Source organism: Kitasatospora sp. NPDC015120 (genome assembly GCF_043080305.1).
Lineage (GTDB): Bacteria > Actinomycetota > Actinomycetes > Streptomycetales > Streptomycetaceae > Kitasatospora.
In genome coordinates, this window is the sequence record NZ_JBIBVJ010000019.1 from 1 (window position 1) to 16136 (window position 16136).

Below are 16136 nucleotides of genomic sequence, written 5' to 3' on the forward strand. Positions count from 1 at the left end.
GGCCGACCCACCGGGGCCCGGCGACGCCCCCCGCCCGTCCGCCCCGTCCCCCCCCCCGCGGGCCCCCCCCCCCCCCCCCCCCCCCCCCCCGGGGGGCACGCCCGGACTGTCCGGCGCCGCCGTCGCCCCGGGGCCGGGGGTGACGCCGGCGCCGGCGTCCGGTGCGATGCGGTGCGGCGCGGTGCGGTGCGGTGCGGCCGGTATTCCGCGAAGCCTCCGTCGACGATCACGGCGCGGAGCAGGCGCACTCCTGGACGACGCCCCACGACCACCTGAAGGATCGGCTCCAGGAGACGGCCCGGCGGAACTGCCGACAACCGATCGATCCCCCGGTCGGCCTGCCGAGCCGTCGAGCCGAGCCGCTGGACCGGGGCAGTCGAGGCCGGTCCCCGGCACGAGGGCACCGACTACGGCAGGCGGGTGTGTTCGGCCCGGCTGGCGGCGATGCGCCGGGCGGCGAGCCCACGGGCCTGCTCGGCGTCGTGCCCGGTGAGCCGGCTGAGGATCGTCGCGAGCGGCCTGACCTGCCCGTACCCGCCCCAGTGGCCCTCGGGGATCTCGGTGGGGAACACCCAGATCCGGCCGGCATCGCGGGGCCAGGCACCGTTCTCGGCATCCAGGATCGCCTCGGTGACGTCGGCGATGACACCCGCGCGCGCCGTCTCGTCGAGCTGTCCCTCCGGGACGGAAGGGACGACCTTGTAGCGCGGTGCGTCCGCGCGCGCTCCGCCGACGTGGACGGCGACCGGCCGGTGCAGGAAGACCCAGGAGACGGAGCGGGTCACCGGGTCGGCAGGGTCGAATCCCTCGTAGCGGATCAGGATCTCGGTGATCCGGTTCAGCAGTTCCGCCTCGGCATCGGGCTGGAGCGCACCGTCGGGGATGTACACGTCGAGCATGGGCATGACCGACTCCTGGGTTTATTTTTTCAACTTAGGTGCCGGAGCCTAAGGAGGGTGAGTGGAGATTGTCAACCCAGGTGGGTACGATCGGTCCGTGGAGAATCGGCGGATCGACCCCGTGAACTGTTCGGTGGCCCGTGCCCTCGCGGCGGTGGGCGAACGCTGGTCGCTGCTGATCGTGCGCGAGGCCCTGGACGGCGCCCGCCGGTTCGGAGAGTTCCGGTCCCGCCTCGGCATCGCGAGCAACCTCCTGGCCACCCGGCTCGACACCCTCGTGGCGTCCGGGGTGATGCGACGCGTCCCCTACCAGGAGCCCGGCGATCGACAGCGCTTCGAGTACCACCTCACCGAGCAGGGCCAGGACCTGCGGCCGACGCTGGTCGCCCTGCTGGAATGGGGTGACAAGTACCTCGCCGACCCGCAGGGGCCGTCGGTCATCGTCCGGCACCGAACCGCCGACGACGGCACCCCCTGCGAGGAGCCGGTGAGGGTCGTTCTCGAATGCGGTGCGGGACACACCGGCCTGCCCCCGGAAGCCGTCTACCGCGCCCCCGGACCGGGCGTCCGCTTCCTGGACCCGGATCCCCGCTAGACAGGTACCGGCAGGTCCGCGAGACGTTCCCGGCGGCCTCCCCGGCCTGCCGCAGGACCGCCAGGAGACGACGCGCCCACCTCCGGAAGCCGTGGACCAGGACGATCGTGCCGGGTTCCATGACCTGCGGGGGGACACGTGTCCGGGGGTGGTGGTTCGGCATTGACGGAAGGTTTCTGCGGTGACGGCGGTCCGCCACCCGGGTGAGCCGACCGCGCGGCAGCGGCCCGGAAGTCCCGTGACGGCGCTACCACTTCGGGAGCGGCTCACGGTTCACGGGAAGGGACGGTTCGATGACTGGTTACGACCGGCGCGGGTTCTTGAGAATGCTCGGGGGGACCGCGGCACTGTCCATGCTGGGAGCGAGCATCGCGCGGGCGGCGGACATCGATCCGCACTACCGCACCGGCACGATCGAGGACGTGGACCACATCGTCATCCTCATGCAGGAGAACCGCTCCTTCGACCACTACCTGGGGACCATGCGCGGTGTGCGCGGCTTCGGCGACCCCCGCCCGCTGGTCCTGCCCAGCCGCCGGGCGGTGTGGTACCAGGAACAGGGTCCGGAGCAGGGCGGCGGCGTCGTCGTGCCGTACCGTCCGACGCCGGTCGACGGACAACCGCTGGGCCTGACCTCCTTCGAGGACATCCCGCACGACTGGGACAGCGGCCACGAGGCGTTCAACGGCGGCCGGTACGACCGGTGGGTGCGGTCCAAGGACTACGTCACCATGGCCCACTTCGAGGACGACGACATCCCCTTCCACCGCCGGCTGGCCGACGCCTTCACCGTCTGCGACTCCTACCACTGCTCACTCAACGGCTGGACCGACCCGAACCGCTACTACATGTGGACCGGCTGCGTGGACGCCCGGGGCCGGGGCGGCGGCCCCGTCATCGACAACTACGACGCGAAGACCTCCCCCGCCCGCCGCTGGCCCACCTACCCCGAGCGGCTGGAGCAGCACGGCGTCTCCTGGAAGGTCTACCAGGACGTGGGCCGTGGCCTGACGCTCGACCAGGCCTGGGGCTGGGTCGAGGGCAACGCCTGCATCGGCAACTACGGCGACAACTCGCTCCTGCACTTCGAGGCGTACCAGGAGGCCCGGCCCGGCAGTGCGCTGTACGAGAAGGCCCGGACGGGCACCCGCATCGACCGGGGCGAGGGCAACCTCCCCGACTTCGACGGGCTGTTCTCGATCCTGCGCTCCGACGTCCAGTCCGGCAGGCTGCCCCAGGTCTCCTGGATCGCCGCCCCGGAGATCTTCAACGAGCACCCCATCTCCCCGCCCAACTACGGTGCCTGGTACGTCTCCAAGGTCATCGACGCCCTCACCTCGGACCCCGCGGTCTGGAGCAGGACGGCCCTGATCATCACCTACGACGAGAACGGCGGCTTCTTCGACCACGTCGTCCCGCCCTACCCGCCCGAGAACGCCGGCCAGGGCCGCTCCACGGTGTCGGTCGCGGAGGAGTTCTACCACGGCCCCGACGGACTGCCCGGCCCCTTCGGCCTCGGTCCCCGGGTACCGGCCTTCGTCGTCTCGCCGTGGAGCAGGGGCGGATGGGTCTGCTCCGAGGTGTTCGACCACACCTCCCTCATCCGCTTCGTCGAACAGCGCTTCCACGTCCGCGAGGACCAGATCACCCCGTGGCGGCGCACCGTCTGCGGCGACCTGACCTCGGCGTTCGACTTCGCCCAGCGCACCACCGACCTGCCGCCCCTGCCCAGCACCGCCGCCTACCTGCCACCGCAGTGCCAGGAGAAGGAGGTCGGGCTCCCCCGGCCCGACACCTCCGAACTGCCGCAGCAGGAAACGGGGCTGCGCCGGGCAAGGGCCCTGCCCTACGACCTGGAGGCCCACGCCCTCGTTCGCGACGGTGAGCTGCGCCTCTCCTTCAGCAACCACGGCCGGGCCGGCGCCGCCTTCCACGTCACCTCCCACACCGGCGACTACGGCCCCTGGACCTACACCGTCGAGCCGGACCGGGAACTCACCGACACCTGGCGCCCGGCCGGCGCCTACGACTTCCATGTGCACGGGCCCGCCGGCTTCCTGCGGGAGTTCGCCGGGAACCCCGCGCAGGGCCGGCCCGAGGTCGAGGTGACGGCCCGGCACCGCACCGACGAGGAGGACGGCTGCCTGGCCCTCCGGCTGACGAACCGCACCGGCGCCGCCGTCCGCCTGACCCTCCACGACGCCTACCGCGACCAGGACGACACCGTGGAGCTCGCCGCCGGCGAGCAGATCCTCCACCGGCTCGACTGCCGGGACAGCCACCGGTGGTACGACGCCACGATCACCAGCGACCTCGACCCGGCCTTCCGGCGCCGCCTCGCCGGACACGTCGAGACCGGCCGGCCCAGCACCAGCGACCCCGCCTTCGGCCAGACCCTCCTCCGCGCCGGCCGGACCGGACCGACGACCGCCCGGCCGTCCGGCCATGGGTGAACCACAGGTTCACCAGCACCTGGTGGAAGAGGACGGGGGTGGTGACGAAGTACACCGGCAGTGGTCCGATGTCCACGCGGACGAGGTCCCCCGCCGCGTGCAGGGAGCGCAGGAAGGGCAGGGTGTCCCGCACCAGGGGCAGCGCGTGTCCGACGACCGGGAGCCGCTGCGGCGCGACCCGCGCGGTGTCCGTCGGGCTGGTGGTCATTGGGTCCGCTACTCCCCTTCGGAGGAGTCCATGGCCTCCGGTGTGAACCCGGGATCGAGTTCCGTTCCGGCGGAGTTCAGGAGGTAGGCGAACATCCGGTAGTGGCCGGCCAGCATGGTGATCTCGATCATCCCGGCGTGGTCATACCGGGCAGCGAGGGCCTGCCAGGTCTGCTCGGACAGGCGGGCGTCGCGGTGGAGTTCGTGCGCGGCCCGGAGCAGGTGGCGGTCCTGGTCCGACCACGCCGGATCCCCTGGTCCGCGCGGGATGCGCCGGATCTCCGTGTTCCGCAGGCCCGCGTTCCTGGCGAGCGGGACGTGGCGGCTCCACTCGTACCGGGCCCCGGCGAGGAAGACGGTGGACAGGATCAGCAGTTCGCGTTCGCGGTGCGGGAGGCGCCCGCGCGTCAACAGGAAGAGCGAGAACGGGGCAAGGGCCTCCAGCAGGTCGGGGTGGTGCAGCAGCGTGCCGACGACATTGGGTACGCCGGGGCCGAGGACCTCGGGTACGCGAGCGGCGAGGGCGCGGTCCCGCTCGTCCCAGCGGTCCGCGGGCAGGGGGGCGATCCGTCGTGCGGGGGTGTCGTCCGGGGGCATCGGTGTGCGTTCCTTCACGGGGAGTCCAGCCAGGTCTGCAGGGCGGCGGCGGCAGGTTCGGCGTGCCGGTCGAGGACGGAGAAGTGATCGCCGGGCACGTCGACTGCGTGGTGGGGGAAGGGCCAGGGGAGGCCCGCGGAGCTGTCCCGGGGACGGAGGACCAGCGTCGGGGCGATGCCGACCGCCGGGCTCCAGTTCGCGATCAGGTCGCGGTAGGCGATCCCGGCCGTCAGGGCCGGGGCGGTGGGGAAGTCGGCGCTCGCGTGGTCGGCGACGCGGAACGCGGCCTCCTCGATGAGGGGGTGGGACCGGGTGCCCGGGGGGAGCGTGTCGAGGAGGACCAGCGCGGCGGCGGGCGCGTCGCGTTCGCGCAGCCGCTCGGCCAGGGCGTGGGCGAACCAGCCGCCGGAGGAGTGACCGAGCAGGACGACGCGGTCGGCGGTCGGCGGGGCGGCCAGTTCCTCGGCCCAGAGGTCCAGGAGCAGATCGAGGGAGGCGGGCAGGAGTTCGCCGTCCCGGTAGCCCGGGGCCACCAGGGCCCGGACGGCGCGCCGTCCGGTGAATCCGGAGGCCAGCCCGGTGAAGGGGGAGGCGTCCGGCGGGGACCCGATGCCGGGCACGCACACCACTGCCGGGAGGTCCGGACCGTCGGTGAGCAGGAGGGGACGGTGCTTCGGAGCCTCGGCGGCGGTGCGGAAGACGGGGCGTCGCCGGGCCCGCAGCTCCACCGGCCGGATCGCCCGCTCGTACTGGCGGGACCTGCAGGCGTCGAGGAAGGAGGTGACGAGGTCGCCGTCGTCCCCGTCCGGCCGGGCGTGGCGTTGGCCGGGGGACACGATGGCGGGGCCGGCGGCGGTGAGCAGCCGGTCCAGGTGGTCGGCCAGTGCGACGGGGGTGGGGTGGTCGAAGACGGCCGTCGCCGTCAGCCGGGTGCCCAGGGCGGCGCCGAGCCGGTTGCGGAGTTCGGTGGACGCGAGGGAGTCGAGTCCGGCGTCACGGAACGGCGTTTCGGCGGCGACCGCCTCGGGACCGGGGTGCCCCAGGACGGTGGCCGTGTGGGCGCGGACGAGGGCGACGAGCCGCTCGGCACGCCGGTCGGGCGCCAGGCGCAGCAGCCGGGCCGCCTCCGCGGGGACGTGCTCCGCCGTGACGCCCCCGTCGGACGCCGTGTCCGGTCCCGCGCCGTGTCGCGGGACGTGCGCCAGGAGGTCGGTGAAGAGGTCGGGAAGCGCCTCCCCCGCCGCCTTCCTCGGCACGGGCGCCACGGCCAGCTGGGGTTCGTCCAGTTCCAGGGCCAGGTCGAAGCCGGCCAGGGCGCGTGCCGTCGGCAGGGGCAGCAGGCCGTGGCGCTCGACCCGGCTCAGGTCGGTGCGCGTCAGATGGGCGGTCATGTCGCTCGTCTGCTCCCACAGTCCCCAGTCGATGGAGGTGGCGGTCAGCCCGAGGGCGCGGCGGTGGTGGGCCAGCGCGTCGAGGAAGGCGTTGGCGGCCGCGTAGTTGGCCTGGCCCGGGTAGCCCACGAGGCTGCTCATGGAGGAGTAGAGGACGAAGGCCCGCAGGCCGCTGTGGAGGGTCAGCTCGTGCAGGTTGAGGGCGGCCTCGACCTTGGCGCGCAGCACGGTCCGCAGCCGTTGCGGGGTCAGGTCGGTGACCAGGCAGTCGTCGAGGACGCCCGCCGCGTGGACGACGGCACTCAGCGGGTGCGCTGCCGGGACGGCTGCGAGGACCTCGGCGAGCGCCGCGCGGTCGGCCGCGTCGCAGGCCGGCAGTTCGACGGCGGCCCCGAGTGCCGACAGCTCGTCGGCGAGCCGCCGGGCGTGCGGGGCCGCGGCACCACGGCGGCCGACGAGGACCAGACGGCGCACGCCGTGGGTGGTGACCAGGTGCCGTGCCAGTTCCGCGCCGAGCGTCCCGGTCCCGCCGGTGATCAGGACGGTGCCGGCCGGGCCGAGCCGCTCGGGCCCTTGGGTGAGGACCAGCTTGCCGGTGGAGCGGCCCTGGCTGAGGTACCGCATGGCCGGGCGGGCGTGGCGGACGTTCCAGGACCGGGTGGGCAGCGGCCGCAGGGCCCCGGTGGCGAACAGCGCCTCCAGCTTCCCGACCGTCGCTCCCACGCGGTCGGGCGGCACGTTGAGCAGGTCCACGACGTGGTAGGCGATGCCCGGATACCGGGTATTGACGGCCTCGGCCTGTCTGACGTCGGTCTTGCCCAGCTCGACGTAGCGGCCGCCCGGACGCAGTAGCCGCAGTGAGGCGTCCACGAAGTCACCCGCCAGGCTGCCGACGACCACGTCGAACCCCGTGCCGCCGGTCGCCGAGCGCAGCCGCTCCTCGAAGTCCAGATTCCGCGAGTCGGCGATCCGGTGCGCGGGGATTCCGAGGGACTCCACCAGGGCCCATTTGGACCGGCCGGCGGTGGCATGGACCTCGGCGCCCAGATGGGAGGCCAACTGGACGGCCGCCATGCCGAATCCGCCGGCGGCGGCATGGATCAGCACCTTCTCGCCCCTGCGCACCGCGGCCCGGTCGACCAGCGCCTCGTACGCGGTGACGAAGACGCTGGTGACCCCGGCGGCCTGCTGGTCGCTCCAGTGGGCGGGCACCGGCAGGACCGCGCGGCGGTCGACCACCGCCAGGGAGGCGTGCAGGCCCTCCCGGCACCCGCGGCCGGTGAGGGCCGCGACCCGGTCGCCGATCCGCACGCCGGACACCCGCGCTCCGACGGCCACCACCTCCCCGGCGACCTCGCACCCGAGGGACGTGCCGTCCACCCTGCCGAGCGCGATCATCGGATCGCGGAAGTTCAGCCCACTGGCGTGGACCCGGATGCGGACCTGATCGGGCTCCAGCGGCGCGAGGACGTCCGGGGCCGGCACGGCCGCGACACCGTCCAGGGTGCGGTCGCGCGAGGGGGTCAGCCGCCAGGGCCTGCCGTCGGTGGGCAGCGGGACCAGGTCGCCGTCGTCGGGGAGGACCAGGCGGGGCACGTAGGCGGTGCCCGCGCGTACGGCGACGGTCGGGTGGCCGCCGGCGATTGCCGCGGCCAGCGCGGGGATCGGCACCGGGCCGTCGTCGAGGTCGACCAGCTGGCACCGGCCCGGGTTCTCGCGTTGCGCCGTGCGGATCAGTCCGGCACAGGCGGCGGCGGGCAGGTCGCTCACCACGTCTCCGAACCGGACGCTGTGGGCACCCCGGACCAGGACCACGAGCCGTGTCCCGCGGAGCCGCTGGTCCGCCAGGTGCCGCTGCAGATCGTCCAGCAGCGCGGACAGGCGCCGGTGGACGTCGTCGGCCCGTACGGGGGTGCCGCGGCCGTCCTGGGCGGCGCGCCGGTCGAGCAGGACGGCGTCGGGCGCGGCGGCTCCGGCGGCCAGCGCCTGCGCCAGGCCGGCGGGGTCGGCGAAGCGCGCAGCTCCCGGCAGGCCCCGGCCGGGCCCGACGACGGCCCACCGGGAGCCGTCCTGCGAGGTGGCGGGTGCGGCCAGCGGCCGCCAGGCGATCCGGAAGACGCTGGGCTCGGCGGCGGCGAGTGCCGCGCGCAGGGCCCGGGTCGTGGTGGCCCGTAGCTGGAGGTCGTGGACGACGGCCACGGTCCGTCCCGCGAGGTCGGTGACGCGGATGTCGAAGCCGCCGGCCGCCGTGGCGGTCACGGTGGAGCGCAGGGCACCGGCCCCGCGGGTGTACAGCCGCACCGAGCCGATGGAGTGCGGGAGGAGCGTTCGGTGTTCCCCGTCCGCCTCCTGTGCTTCCCGGGCCTCCGTCTGCCGCAGAGCGAGGAGGACGGGGTGCAGGGCTGCGTCCATGAGCGCCGGGTGGAGCTGGAACCGGGCCGCGTCGGCGCCGCCACGGTCGCTCGGCGCGATCTCGCCGATCTCGCCGTGGAACCTGGCGTCGTCGCGCCACAGGGCGTGGAGCCGGAACTCCGGGCCGTAGACGTAACCGCGTGCGTGAAGGTCCTGGTAGAGACTTTCCACGGGAACCTCTTCCGCCGAAGCGGGCGGCCAGGGAGTCATGTGTTCTCACTTCCTCGGTCCGTCATCCTTGTTTCCGTCTCGACGGCCCCCGCGCCGGTGGCCTGCGCGTGGCACGTCCAACCTCCGAGAGCCCCACGGGAGTGCAGTGTCAGCGCGTGGCGGTCGGATGCCCGGGGAGCGCAGCTCACCCGGATGTCGACGGCGCCGCGGGAGGGCAGCGCGAGCGGCGCCCGGAGGACGATGTCCTCCAGGCGCTCGCAGCCGAGCCGATCTGCCGCGCGGAGCAGCAGTTCCAGCACGCCGGTGGCGGGCAGCAGGACCGTGCCGTGCACGACGTGGCCGCCGAGCCAGGGATGTTCGGACAGCGACAGGCTTCCCGTGAACACGGTGCCGCCGTCCGGCAGGTCGAGCGCCGCGGCGAGCCAGGGGTGGCCGAGGGGCGCCAGGCCCGCGTCCCGCAGACCGGCGTCGGTCGGCTCTGCCGGCAGCCAGTGGCGGCGGTGCTGGAAGGCGTGGACGGGAAGGTCCACGGTGCGCGCCCCGGGGTACAGGGCGCCCCAGTCCAACCGCATGTCACAGGCGTTGGCACGGGCGAGCGCGGTGGCGAAGGCCCTCGCACCGCCCTGGTCCCGGTACAGGGTGGGCACCACCGCGCCCTCGACGCCGGCGTCGGCCAGGATGTCGCCCACGGCCGCGGCCAAGACCGGATGCGGGGACACCTCGACGAACTGCCGGTGCCCGGCGGCCACCGCCTCCCGCACGGCCGCGTCGAAGCGCACCGTCTCCCGCAGGTTGCGGTACCAGTACCCGGCGTCCAGCACGGCGTGGTCGACGCGGCGACCCAGCGTCGCGGAGAACACCGGGATGTGGCCGGGCCCGCACGCCACGTCCCCCAGCAGCGCGAGTACCTCCTCGCGGACGGCCTCCATGTGCGGGCTGTGGGAGGCGTAGTCGACGGGCAGCCGCCGGGCGTGCACACCCTCGCGGGCGCAGCCCTCCAGGACCTCGGCGAGGGCGTCGGTGTCCCCGGCCACTACGGTCGCCGCCGGGCCGTTCTCCACCGCCACCTCCACCCGGCCCGCCCAGGGGGCGATCAGGAGCGCGGCCGTTGCGGCGGGAGCGGCCAGGGAGGCCATCCCTCCCCGGGAGGTGAGGTGTCTCAGGGCCCGGCTGCGCAGCGCGACGACGCGGGCCGCCTCCTTCAGGGACAGCACCCCGGCGACGTGCGCGGCGGCGATCTCGCCCTGGCTGTGCCCGATCACCGCCGCGGGCCTTACACCGTGCGCGCGCCACAGCTCGGCGAGCGCCACGTACACGGCGAACAGGGCGGGCTGGACGTACTCGGCCCGATCCAGGGGCGGTGCGCCGGGCGATCCGCACGCGACGTCCACGATGTCGGCATCGAGCCACGGGCGCAGGGCCGCGCCGCAGGCGCGCAGCGCGGACGCGAAGGCGGGCGAGGCCTCCAGCAGCGCCGCGGCCATGCCCGGCCACTGGGCGCCCTGGCCGGGGAAGACGAAGACGGGGGCCGTGCCGGGCAGGGCCTTTCCGGTCACCGCTGCGGTGGACGCCTCCCCCCGGGCGAGGCCGTCGAGCCCGTCCAGCAGCTCGTCGACACCGCCGCCGACGGCGAGGCCGCGGTACGGGAGCGGGCTGCGTGTCGTCGCCAGGGACCAGGCCACGTCGGCGGGTTCGACCGCGGGCGTCTCGCGGACATACCGCGCCAGGCGGGCGGCCTGGGCCCGCAGGCCCTCCTCGCCGGCTCCGGACAGCGGCCACAGCAAGAGGTCGGTCCCGTCCTTCCAGGCCCCGCCGCTCCCACTCCTGTGTCCTCCGGGCGCCCGCGCGGGGGCGGCGGTCGGTGGCTCGGCGGGCGGCTCCTCCAGCACCACGTGCGCGTTGGTGCCGCTGATGCCGTACGCCAGGACCCCGGCCCGGCGCGGGCGCGGCCCGCGCGGCCAGGGCCGCGGCTCGCGCAACAGCCGCATCGTGCCCGCGCTCCAGTCGACGGCCGGGGTGGGGTTCTGCGCGTGCAGGGTGGCGGGCAGGTGCTCGTGCTGGAGGGCCAGCACCATCTTCACCACGCCGGCCAGGCCCGCGACGGCGGTCGTGTGCCCGATGTTCGTCTTCACCGAGCCGATCCACAGCGGATCCTCGGGTGTGCGGTGACGGCCGTAGCAGGCCTGGAGCGACGCCGCCTCGACCGGGTCCCCCGCGCGGGTCCCCGGGCCGTGTGCCTCGACCACCCCGATGTCCCCCGGTTCCAGGCCGGCGTCGCCCAGCGCGGCGAGGATGACGGCCTGCTGGGCCGGCCCGCTCGGGGTCGTCAGCCGGTCACTCGCGCCGTCCTGGTTGATCGCACTGCCGCGCACCAGGGCGAGCACCGGGTACCCGGCGGCCCGAGCGCGCTCCCATGGCATCAGCACCACCGCCGCGACGCCCTCGGCCGGGGCGAAGCCGTCCGCCTCGGCGGCGAAGGCCTTGCACCGCCCGTCCGCGGCGTAGACCTTCAGCCGGGAGAACCACTTCAGCTGCTCGGGCGAGGCGATCACGGTGGCGCCGGCGGCGATGGCCACGTCGCAATCGCCTGCCCTCAGCGCCTGCACGGCGAGGTGCAGGGCCACCAGGGAGGACGAGCAGGCGGTGTCCACCGTGATCGCCGGGCCGTTCAGCCCGAGGGCGTAGGCGATCCGGCCCGAGGCCACGCTGGCCTGCGTACCCGTGAGGAGGTAACTCTCAAGTCCGGCCGGGGCGTTGCCGGTCAACTGACCGTAGCCGCTGTCGTTCATCCCCACGTAGACGCCGGTGCGGCTTCCGCGCAGGCTCCTCGGGGCGATGCGAGCCCGCTCCAGGGCGTGCCAGGTGCTCTCCAGCAGCAGCCGCTGCTGCGGGTCCATCGCGGACGCCTCGCGCGGGCCGATCCCGAACACCTCGGCGTCGAAGCCCGCCACGTCGTCGAGGAAGCCCGCCGCCCGCAGGTACGTGGTGCCCTCGACGGTGTGGTCCGGGTCGTAGAGCCCCTCCAGCTTCCACCCGCGGTCCTGCGGCAGCTCCCTGGCCGAGTGCTCGCCCGCCGCCAGCATCCGCCAGAGCCCCTCCGGGGAGGTCGCGGGCCCGGTGAATCGGCAGTCCATCCCCATGACGGCGATCGGGGCCCGCGTCCGCTCGCCGGGCGCCGCAGTCGTGGACGATTCGGTCGGCATCAGGACCGCTCCTTTCGCGGACGCGATCGTCGGCCTGGGTCGGCGATGTGGCGCGGGCCGGTCAGGTGATCTGTCGGACGAGGATGGCGGGATTCCAGTAGGCGACCTCGGTGCGGAAGCGCCCGTCAGGCGAGAAGGTGAAGACGCTCAGTCCGTGTTTCGTGAAGCGGCGGCCCATCACGGCGTTCTCGGTGAGGCGGGGGAAGTGTCCGACCACTGTGGCGGCGAGCGTCCATGGGGTGCCGATGTCGCCGTTCTCCCCCACGAGGTAGCCGTCGAGGGTGAGTCGGTGATCGTGGAACGAGGTGAACCAGGGTTCTCCGGCCCGGCGGAGCCCGGGCTTGTCCTCCACCACGGTCTCCGTGGCGAGGTCCTCCACGCGCAGGTCGCCGGCGAAGCACGACAGGTACGCTTCGAGATCGTCGGCGCACACGGCATGCGCCCGGCTGCGGCTGGGTCTGTCCCGTTCTGCCGGGATGTTCATCGTTCCTCCGTTGTCCCACAGCGGCGGAGAGGGGTGGTCATCGGGCGGCCAAGCGGTCCAGCAGGCGGGACACGTCGTCCAGGCCCGCGGTGTCCGCGGCGACGGCGGTGTAGCCGTCCGGTCGGACGAGGAGGCACTGGTCGGCCGGTCCGCTCAGGTGTTGGTGGATGGTGGCGGGGTGTTTGCGCGCGAGTTCCTCGGCGCGGGCCCGCAGCGGCGAGCGGGCCGCGCCGCGTGTGACGAGCCGGTAGGAGGTGGCGGGTCCCTGTGGGCGGGCCCAGTCGGGGCAGGGCCTGGCCACCGCCGAGGCGGGTGACAGCCGTCCCGGCCGCCGGGGCCGTTCGGGCGGCGGCGCGCCGAGCGCGGTGCGGGGATACCGGATCCTGAGGCCGGCGAGTTCGGTGGTGTACCGGCTCTGGACGGCCGGGAACGCCGCGGCCGCCTTCAGCGCGAGGTCGCGGGCGCTGCTCCAGGGCTTTCCGAGCAGGGCGACACGGGCGACCAGGCCGGTCATGTGCAGTACGTGCCGCGCGGCGGCCCGGCGCTCGGTGTCGTAGGTGTCGAGGATGCCGGCGGGCAGCGTCCCGTGGATGACGCCGGCGAGCTTCCACGCCAGGTTCCTGGCGTCCTGCATGCCGAGGTTCGCGCCCTGGCCGCCGACCGGGTAGTGCGTGTGGGCAGCGTCCCCGAGGAGGAAGACGCGGCCGGCGCGCATCGTGCGGGTGAGGGACTCCTCCGAGGTGAACTGGGTCAGCACGGTGAGGTCTCCCACGGACAGGCCGCGGTGGCTGCGCTTCAGGAGTGCCCGCACGTCCTCGGGGCCGGGCTCGGTGGCCGCGTCCACGTTTCCCGCGACCCGGTACGAACCGTCGGGCAGCGGCGCGATGAGGAGCGCCCCCTGCGGAGTGAGGACGTACTCGATGTCGGTGACCGCCGGGGCGGGGGCGAGAGAGCCCTCGGCCAGGAGGAAGCGGGTGCGGGCGCGGGTGCGGTCCGTGTGGCAGCCGACGGCGGCGCGGACGGTGGAGTGGACGCCGTCGGCGCCGAGCAGCCATGGCGTGGCGACGGTGCTGGTCCTGCCGTTCCCGTCCATGAGGGTGATGCGGACCGCATCGGGTGTCTGGGCGACGGTGGTGGCCCGCAGGTCGCGTTCGACGTGCACACCCCGGGCGGCGAGGGCCTTCTCCAGGAGCCGGTCGGTGTGGTGCTGGGGAAGGATCAGGGGGTCGGTGCCGGAAGTGAAGCGGAAGCGGGCCAGGCGGCGGGGGCCGCTGCTGTACGCGAAGGCTTCCGGGCGTCTGCCGAGCGCGAGCGCTTCGTCGAGGACCCCGTGGTCGGCGAGGACGGCGTGCTGGGGCGGCCACAGCAGGATGGACCGGGAGCCGGGCGGGGGCTGGGGGAGAGCGTCGACGACGCGGACCGCCACACCGTGACGCAGCAGTTCGCAGGCCACGGTGAGCCCACAGGGGCCCGCGCCGACGACGAGGACGGGGGAAGTCTCCACCGGATGGCCCCCTTTTCGGTCGTGGTGGCCTGGTGAGGAGTCCGGCCGGGGCCTGCCGGGCAGGTCATTCGGCGATCGTCGTGTGGTAGGTCCACCGGTATGTCGGTTCGGACGGGGGGTCGGCGGTGCGCTCCTCGCGTTCGTAGTGCTCGTAGCCGTTGCGCCAGCGGTACGTCAGCCGGTCGGCGTCCTCGCGGACGGGCGTCGGCGGAGTCCGCAGAAGCTCCTGCGGGCCCCCGACGAGGTGGGGCGCGGCGAATCTGTCCATCGTTCGTTCCCTCAGATGAGGATCCAGCGGGTCACGAGGGTGTCGGCCAGTGCTCACACCGCGGGGCCCGGATGCGCTGATTCGAGCCGGTGCGGGTCGAATCCCGCACTGCCGTCGGGGCTCATCCCGCCCGGCGCGGGGCGAACCCGCTGGTGTCTCGGGCGCGTTGGCACCCCGACGCGTCCGCTGGGCGACCTCGGGAGCCACGTCGCCCGGTTCGTCGAACGACCGTCGGTTCGCCGGCAGGGATTTCTGAAGCAGAGGGAGAGCGTTGACTCTGCGGCGTCACACTTTGTCGACAATTAGTTAGGATGTACGAAAACAACCATTCCGTCCCGAATGAGCCGTGTCAAGGGGGTGATGGAACCGGGACGACGACCGCGCCACGATCGATGACGTCGCGGGATCGGCGCGACGCACGGGGGTACAAGCAGCGACCGGGACGCAACCGCTCCGATGGAGACCCTTATGCCGAAGGAAAAATGGTGCTACCCCGACGACCTCGAAAACGACCTCCGGGCTTCCGCCCTGAGCCCCGACCAGCGAGCCGAGACTCTGGGGCACGCATGGGAGTACAACCGGTGCATCGTTCCCGAGTTCACCAACTGGGACCGCTACGTCGCCCTGGCCCGGCTCTGCGGCATCGCCGTCGTGGCCGAAGTGTTCGGGGAGATGGTGGACGTGCTCTCCGAGGGCCCCGTCCTCGGCTACGACGTCGACGACCTCCTCGACACTCTCTTCGGTGGCAGCGAGGTGCACGACGACATGGCCCGCGAGTACCGGGCCTCCCTGCTCATGTCGACCGAGAAGGCATCGGGCCGACGCGACACCGAACTGATGCGCCGCTACGTCGAGGCACTGGCCCACTCGCCCCAGCACTGGTTCCGGTTGCGCGACTGCGACGGCATGTTTCGTTTCTACATCGCCGCCGCGATCGCCTGCAACGACGACGACGCCTGGCTCACCGAGGACGAGAATCGCCTGATCACCGAGATCAGCAGTGGGCTCTACGACGCCGTCGCCTACCACAAACACCGCGCCGAAGGAGAGATCCACAACACCTTCGCCTACGCCGGCGCAGACGCACGCGAGAGCACGTACCGCTCCTTCCGTGAAACGCTGTGGGAACTGGACGCGCGGTGGGCCCACTCCACCGCCGGACGCTCCGCTGTCAACTTCGCCCGAGTCGTCGGTGGACCGATCCATCTGATGATGCGCCGATACCGATTCGTGGAGGACGGCCTCACGATCGGCCGACCGGAAACAGCCGATGTGGTCACCCAGGCCCGGCGGAACACCAAACTCTGGTACCGCGTCGACGCGGGTGCCGTCCCTCCGAGGGACAAGGAGCGCTACGACGCGGTCATGCGCCAAGCGGACCGCATCCTGTTTCCGGGGATGGCCGAGATCCTCGACGGCGCCGAACACGACAAGTGCCCGCAGTGCCTCCGCCGGACCTCCTACGGAGCCGAGGCGACCGAGAAGTTCGGCGGGGTGGAACTCTGCCCCGCTTGCCGCACCCGGTGGCGCGACCACCTCGACGCCCTCCCCGACCGCGCCGCGTCCACGCTCACGGCCCACCCCACCCGGCGCTGAACCACCCACCGCACACCGGTGGGCCACCGCGGCCGACGGCGGCAGGGTGCCCGGCGGTTTCGTCCGTGATGGCGGGATGTCCCGGCCTTCTTCCCCCACCCGCATTCCCGGCCCGGAACCGGGTGACGGGAATAGCCGACGCCCCCGCCGACCCGGTCGGCGGGCCGTCTGACTCCTCGCCCGGCGCATCCTCCACCGCCTCCAGGACGACCGCTGCCTGTATCGCGCCATCACCCACCACAGCCCCGACCTGCGCCGCACCCCCGGCAGGGGCCGGGCACTGACCGCCAGTGGCTGGCGAGCCCGCCCGGCTGTCCCGACGCGCGTACGCTGGGACACATGACGGTGGCGGACCG

The 16136-nt window shown here is 73.5% G+C and carries 10 protein-coding genes; 3 read left to right on the forward strand and 7 right to left on the reverse strand.

Annotated features, from left to right (window positions below; translation table 11 throughout):
* Positions 1-407 precede the first annotated feature (407 nt).
* A complete protein-coding gene (locus ACF1AK_RS29485) occupies positions 408-905 on the reverse strand; it encodes a hypothetical protein (protein ID WP_391501881.1) in 498 nt (165 codons plus the stop codon).
* Between the two features lie 91 nt (positions 906-996).
* Here ACF1AK_RS29485 and ACF1AK_RS29490 point away from each other — a divergent pair, with 91 nt between their 5' ends.
* Entirely contained in the window at positions 997-1494 is a 498-nt protein-coding gene (locus ACF1AK_RS29490; RefSeq protein WP_391501882.1) for a winged helix-turn-helix transcriptional regulator, read from the forward strand.
* Between the two features lie 293 nt (positions 1495-1787).
* Positions 1788-3947, forward strand: a complete 2160-nt coding sequence (locus tag ACF1AK_RS29495) for a phosphocholine-specific phospholipase C (RefSeq protein WP_391501883.1) — start codon at positions 1788-1790, stop codon at positions 3945-3947.
* 216 nt (positions 3948-4163) lie between these two features.
* Here the strand turns inward: ACF1AK_RS29495 and ACF1AK_RS29500 are convergent, their stop codons facing one another.
* The 6 genes from ACF1AK_RS29500 to ACF1AK_RS29525 all read right to left on the reverse strand — a co-directional run bounded on the left by ACF1AK_RS29500 (position 4164) and on the right by ACF1AK_RS29525 (position 14184).
* Entirely contained in the window at positions 4164-4751 is a 588-nt protein-coding gene (locus ACF1AK_RS29500) for a carboxymuconolactone decarboxylase family protein (RefSeq protein ID WP_391501884.1), read from the reverse strand.
* 14 nt (positions 4752-4765) lie between these two features.
* Positions 4766-8764: an SDR family NAD(P)-dependent oxidoreductase gene (locus tag ACF1AK_RS29505; protein ID WP_391501885.1), complete on the reverse strand. Its 3999-nt coding sequence runs from the start codon at positions 8762-8764 to the stop codon at positions 4766-4768.
* Positions 8761-11928 (reverse strand): type I polyketide synthase, encoded by a 3168-nt coding sequence (locus ACF1AK_RS29510; protein ID WP_391501886.1) that lies wholly within the window; start codon positions 11926-11928, stop codon positions 8761-8763. The genes ACF1AK_RS29505 and ACF1AK_RS29510 overlap by 4 nt, the downstream gene beginning before the upstream one ends.
* A 61-nt stretch (positions 11929-11989) precedes the next feature.
* Positions 11990-12412, reverse strand: a complete 423-nt coding sequence (locus ACF1AK_RS29515) for a hypothetical protein (RefSeq protein ID WP_391501887.1) — start codon at positions 12410-12412, stop codon at positions 11990-11992.
* A gap of 37 nt (positions 12413-12449) precedes the next feature.
* Positions 12450-13916 carry an FAD-dependent oxidoreductase gene (locus tag ACF1AK_RS29520; RefSeq protein WP_391501888.1) on the reverse strand — a complete coding sequence of 489 codons (1467 nt, stop codon included), beginning with the start codon at positions 13914-13916 and terminating at the stop codon, positions 12450-12452.
* Between the two features lie 64 nt (positions 13917-13980).
* Positions 13981-14184: a DUF5988 family protein gene (locus ACF1AK_RS29525; RefSeq protein WP_391501889.1), complete on the reverse strand. Its 204-nt coding sequence runs from the start codon at positions 14182-14184 to the stop codon at positions 13981-13983.
* 468 nt (positions 14185-14652) lie between these two features.
* Here ACF1AK_RS29525 and ACF1AK_RS29530 point away from each other — a divergent pair, with 468 nt between their 5' ends.
* Positions 14653-15780 carry a hypothetical protein gene (locus ACF1AK_RS29530; protein ID WP_391501890.1) on the forward strand — a complete coding sequence of 376 codons (1128 nt, stop codon included), beginning with the start codon at positions 14653-14655 and terminating at the stop codon, positions 15778-15780.
* Positions 15781-16136: the final 356 nt, after the last annotated feature.

Bases quoted from the DNA above. Each gene is read 5' to 3' on its own strand.
- ACF1AK_RS29530 (WP_391501890.1), top strand. From the start codon at position 14,653: ATGCCGAAGGAAAAATGGTGCTACCCCGACGACCTCGAAAACGACCTC.
- ACF1AK_RS29485 (WP_391501881.1), bottom strand. From the start codon at position 905: ATGCCCATGCTCGACGTGTACATCCCCGACGGTGCGCTCCAGCCCGAT.
- ACF1AK_RS29525 (WP_391501889.1), bottom strand. From the start codon at position 14,184: ATGGACAGATTCGCCGCGCCCCACCTCGTCGGGGGCCCGCAGGAGCTT.
- ACF1AK_RS29510 (WP_391501886.1), bottom strand. From the start codon at position 11,928: ATGCCGACCGAATCGTCCACGACTGCGGCGCCCGGCGAGCGGACGCGG.
- ACF1AK_RS29495 (WP_391501883.1), top strand. From the start codon at position 1,788: ATGACTGGTTACGACCGGCGCGGGTTCTTGAGAATGCTCGGGGGGACC.
- ACF1AK_RS29515 (WP_391501887.1), bottom strand. From the start codon at position 12,412: ATGAACATCCCGGCAGAACGGGACAGACCCAGCCGCAGCCGGGCGCAT.
- ACF1AK_RS29505 (WP_391501885.1), bottom strand. From the start codon at position 8,764: ATGACTCCCTGGCCGCCCGCTTCGGCGGAAGAGGTTCCCGTGGAAAGT.
- ACF1AK_RS29500 (WP_391501884.1), bottom strand. From the start codon at position 4,751: ATGCCCCCGGACGACACCCCCGCACGACGGATCGCCCCCCTGCCCGCG.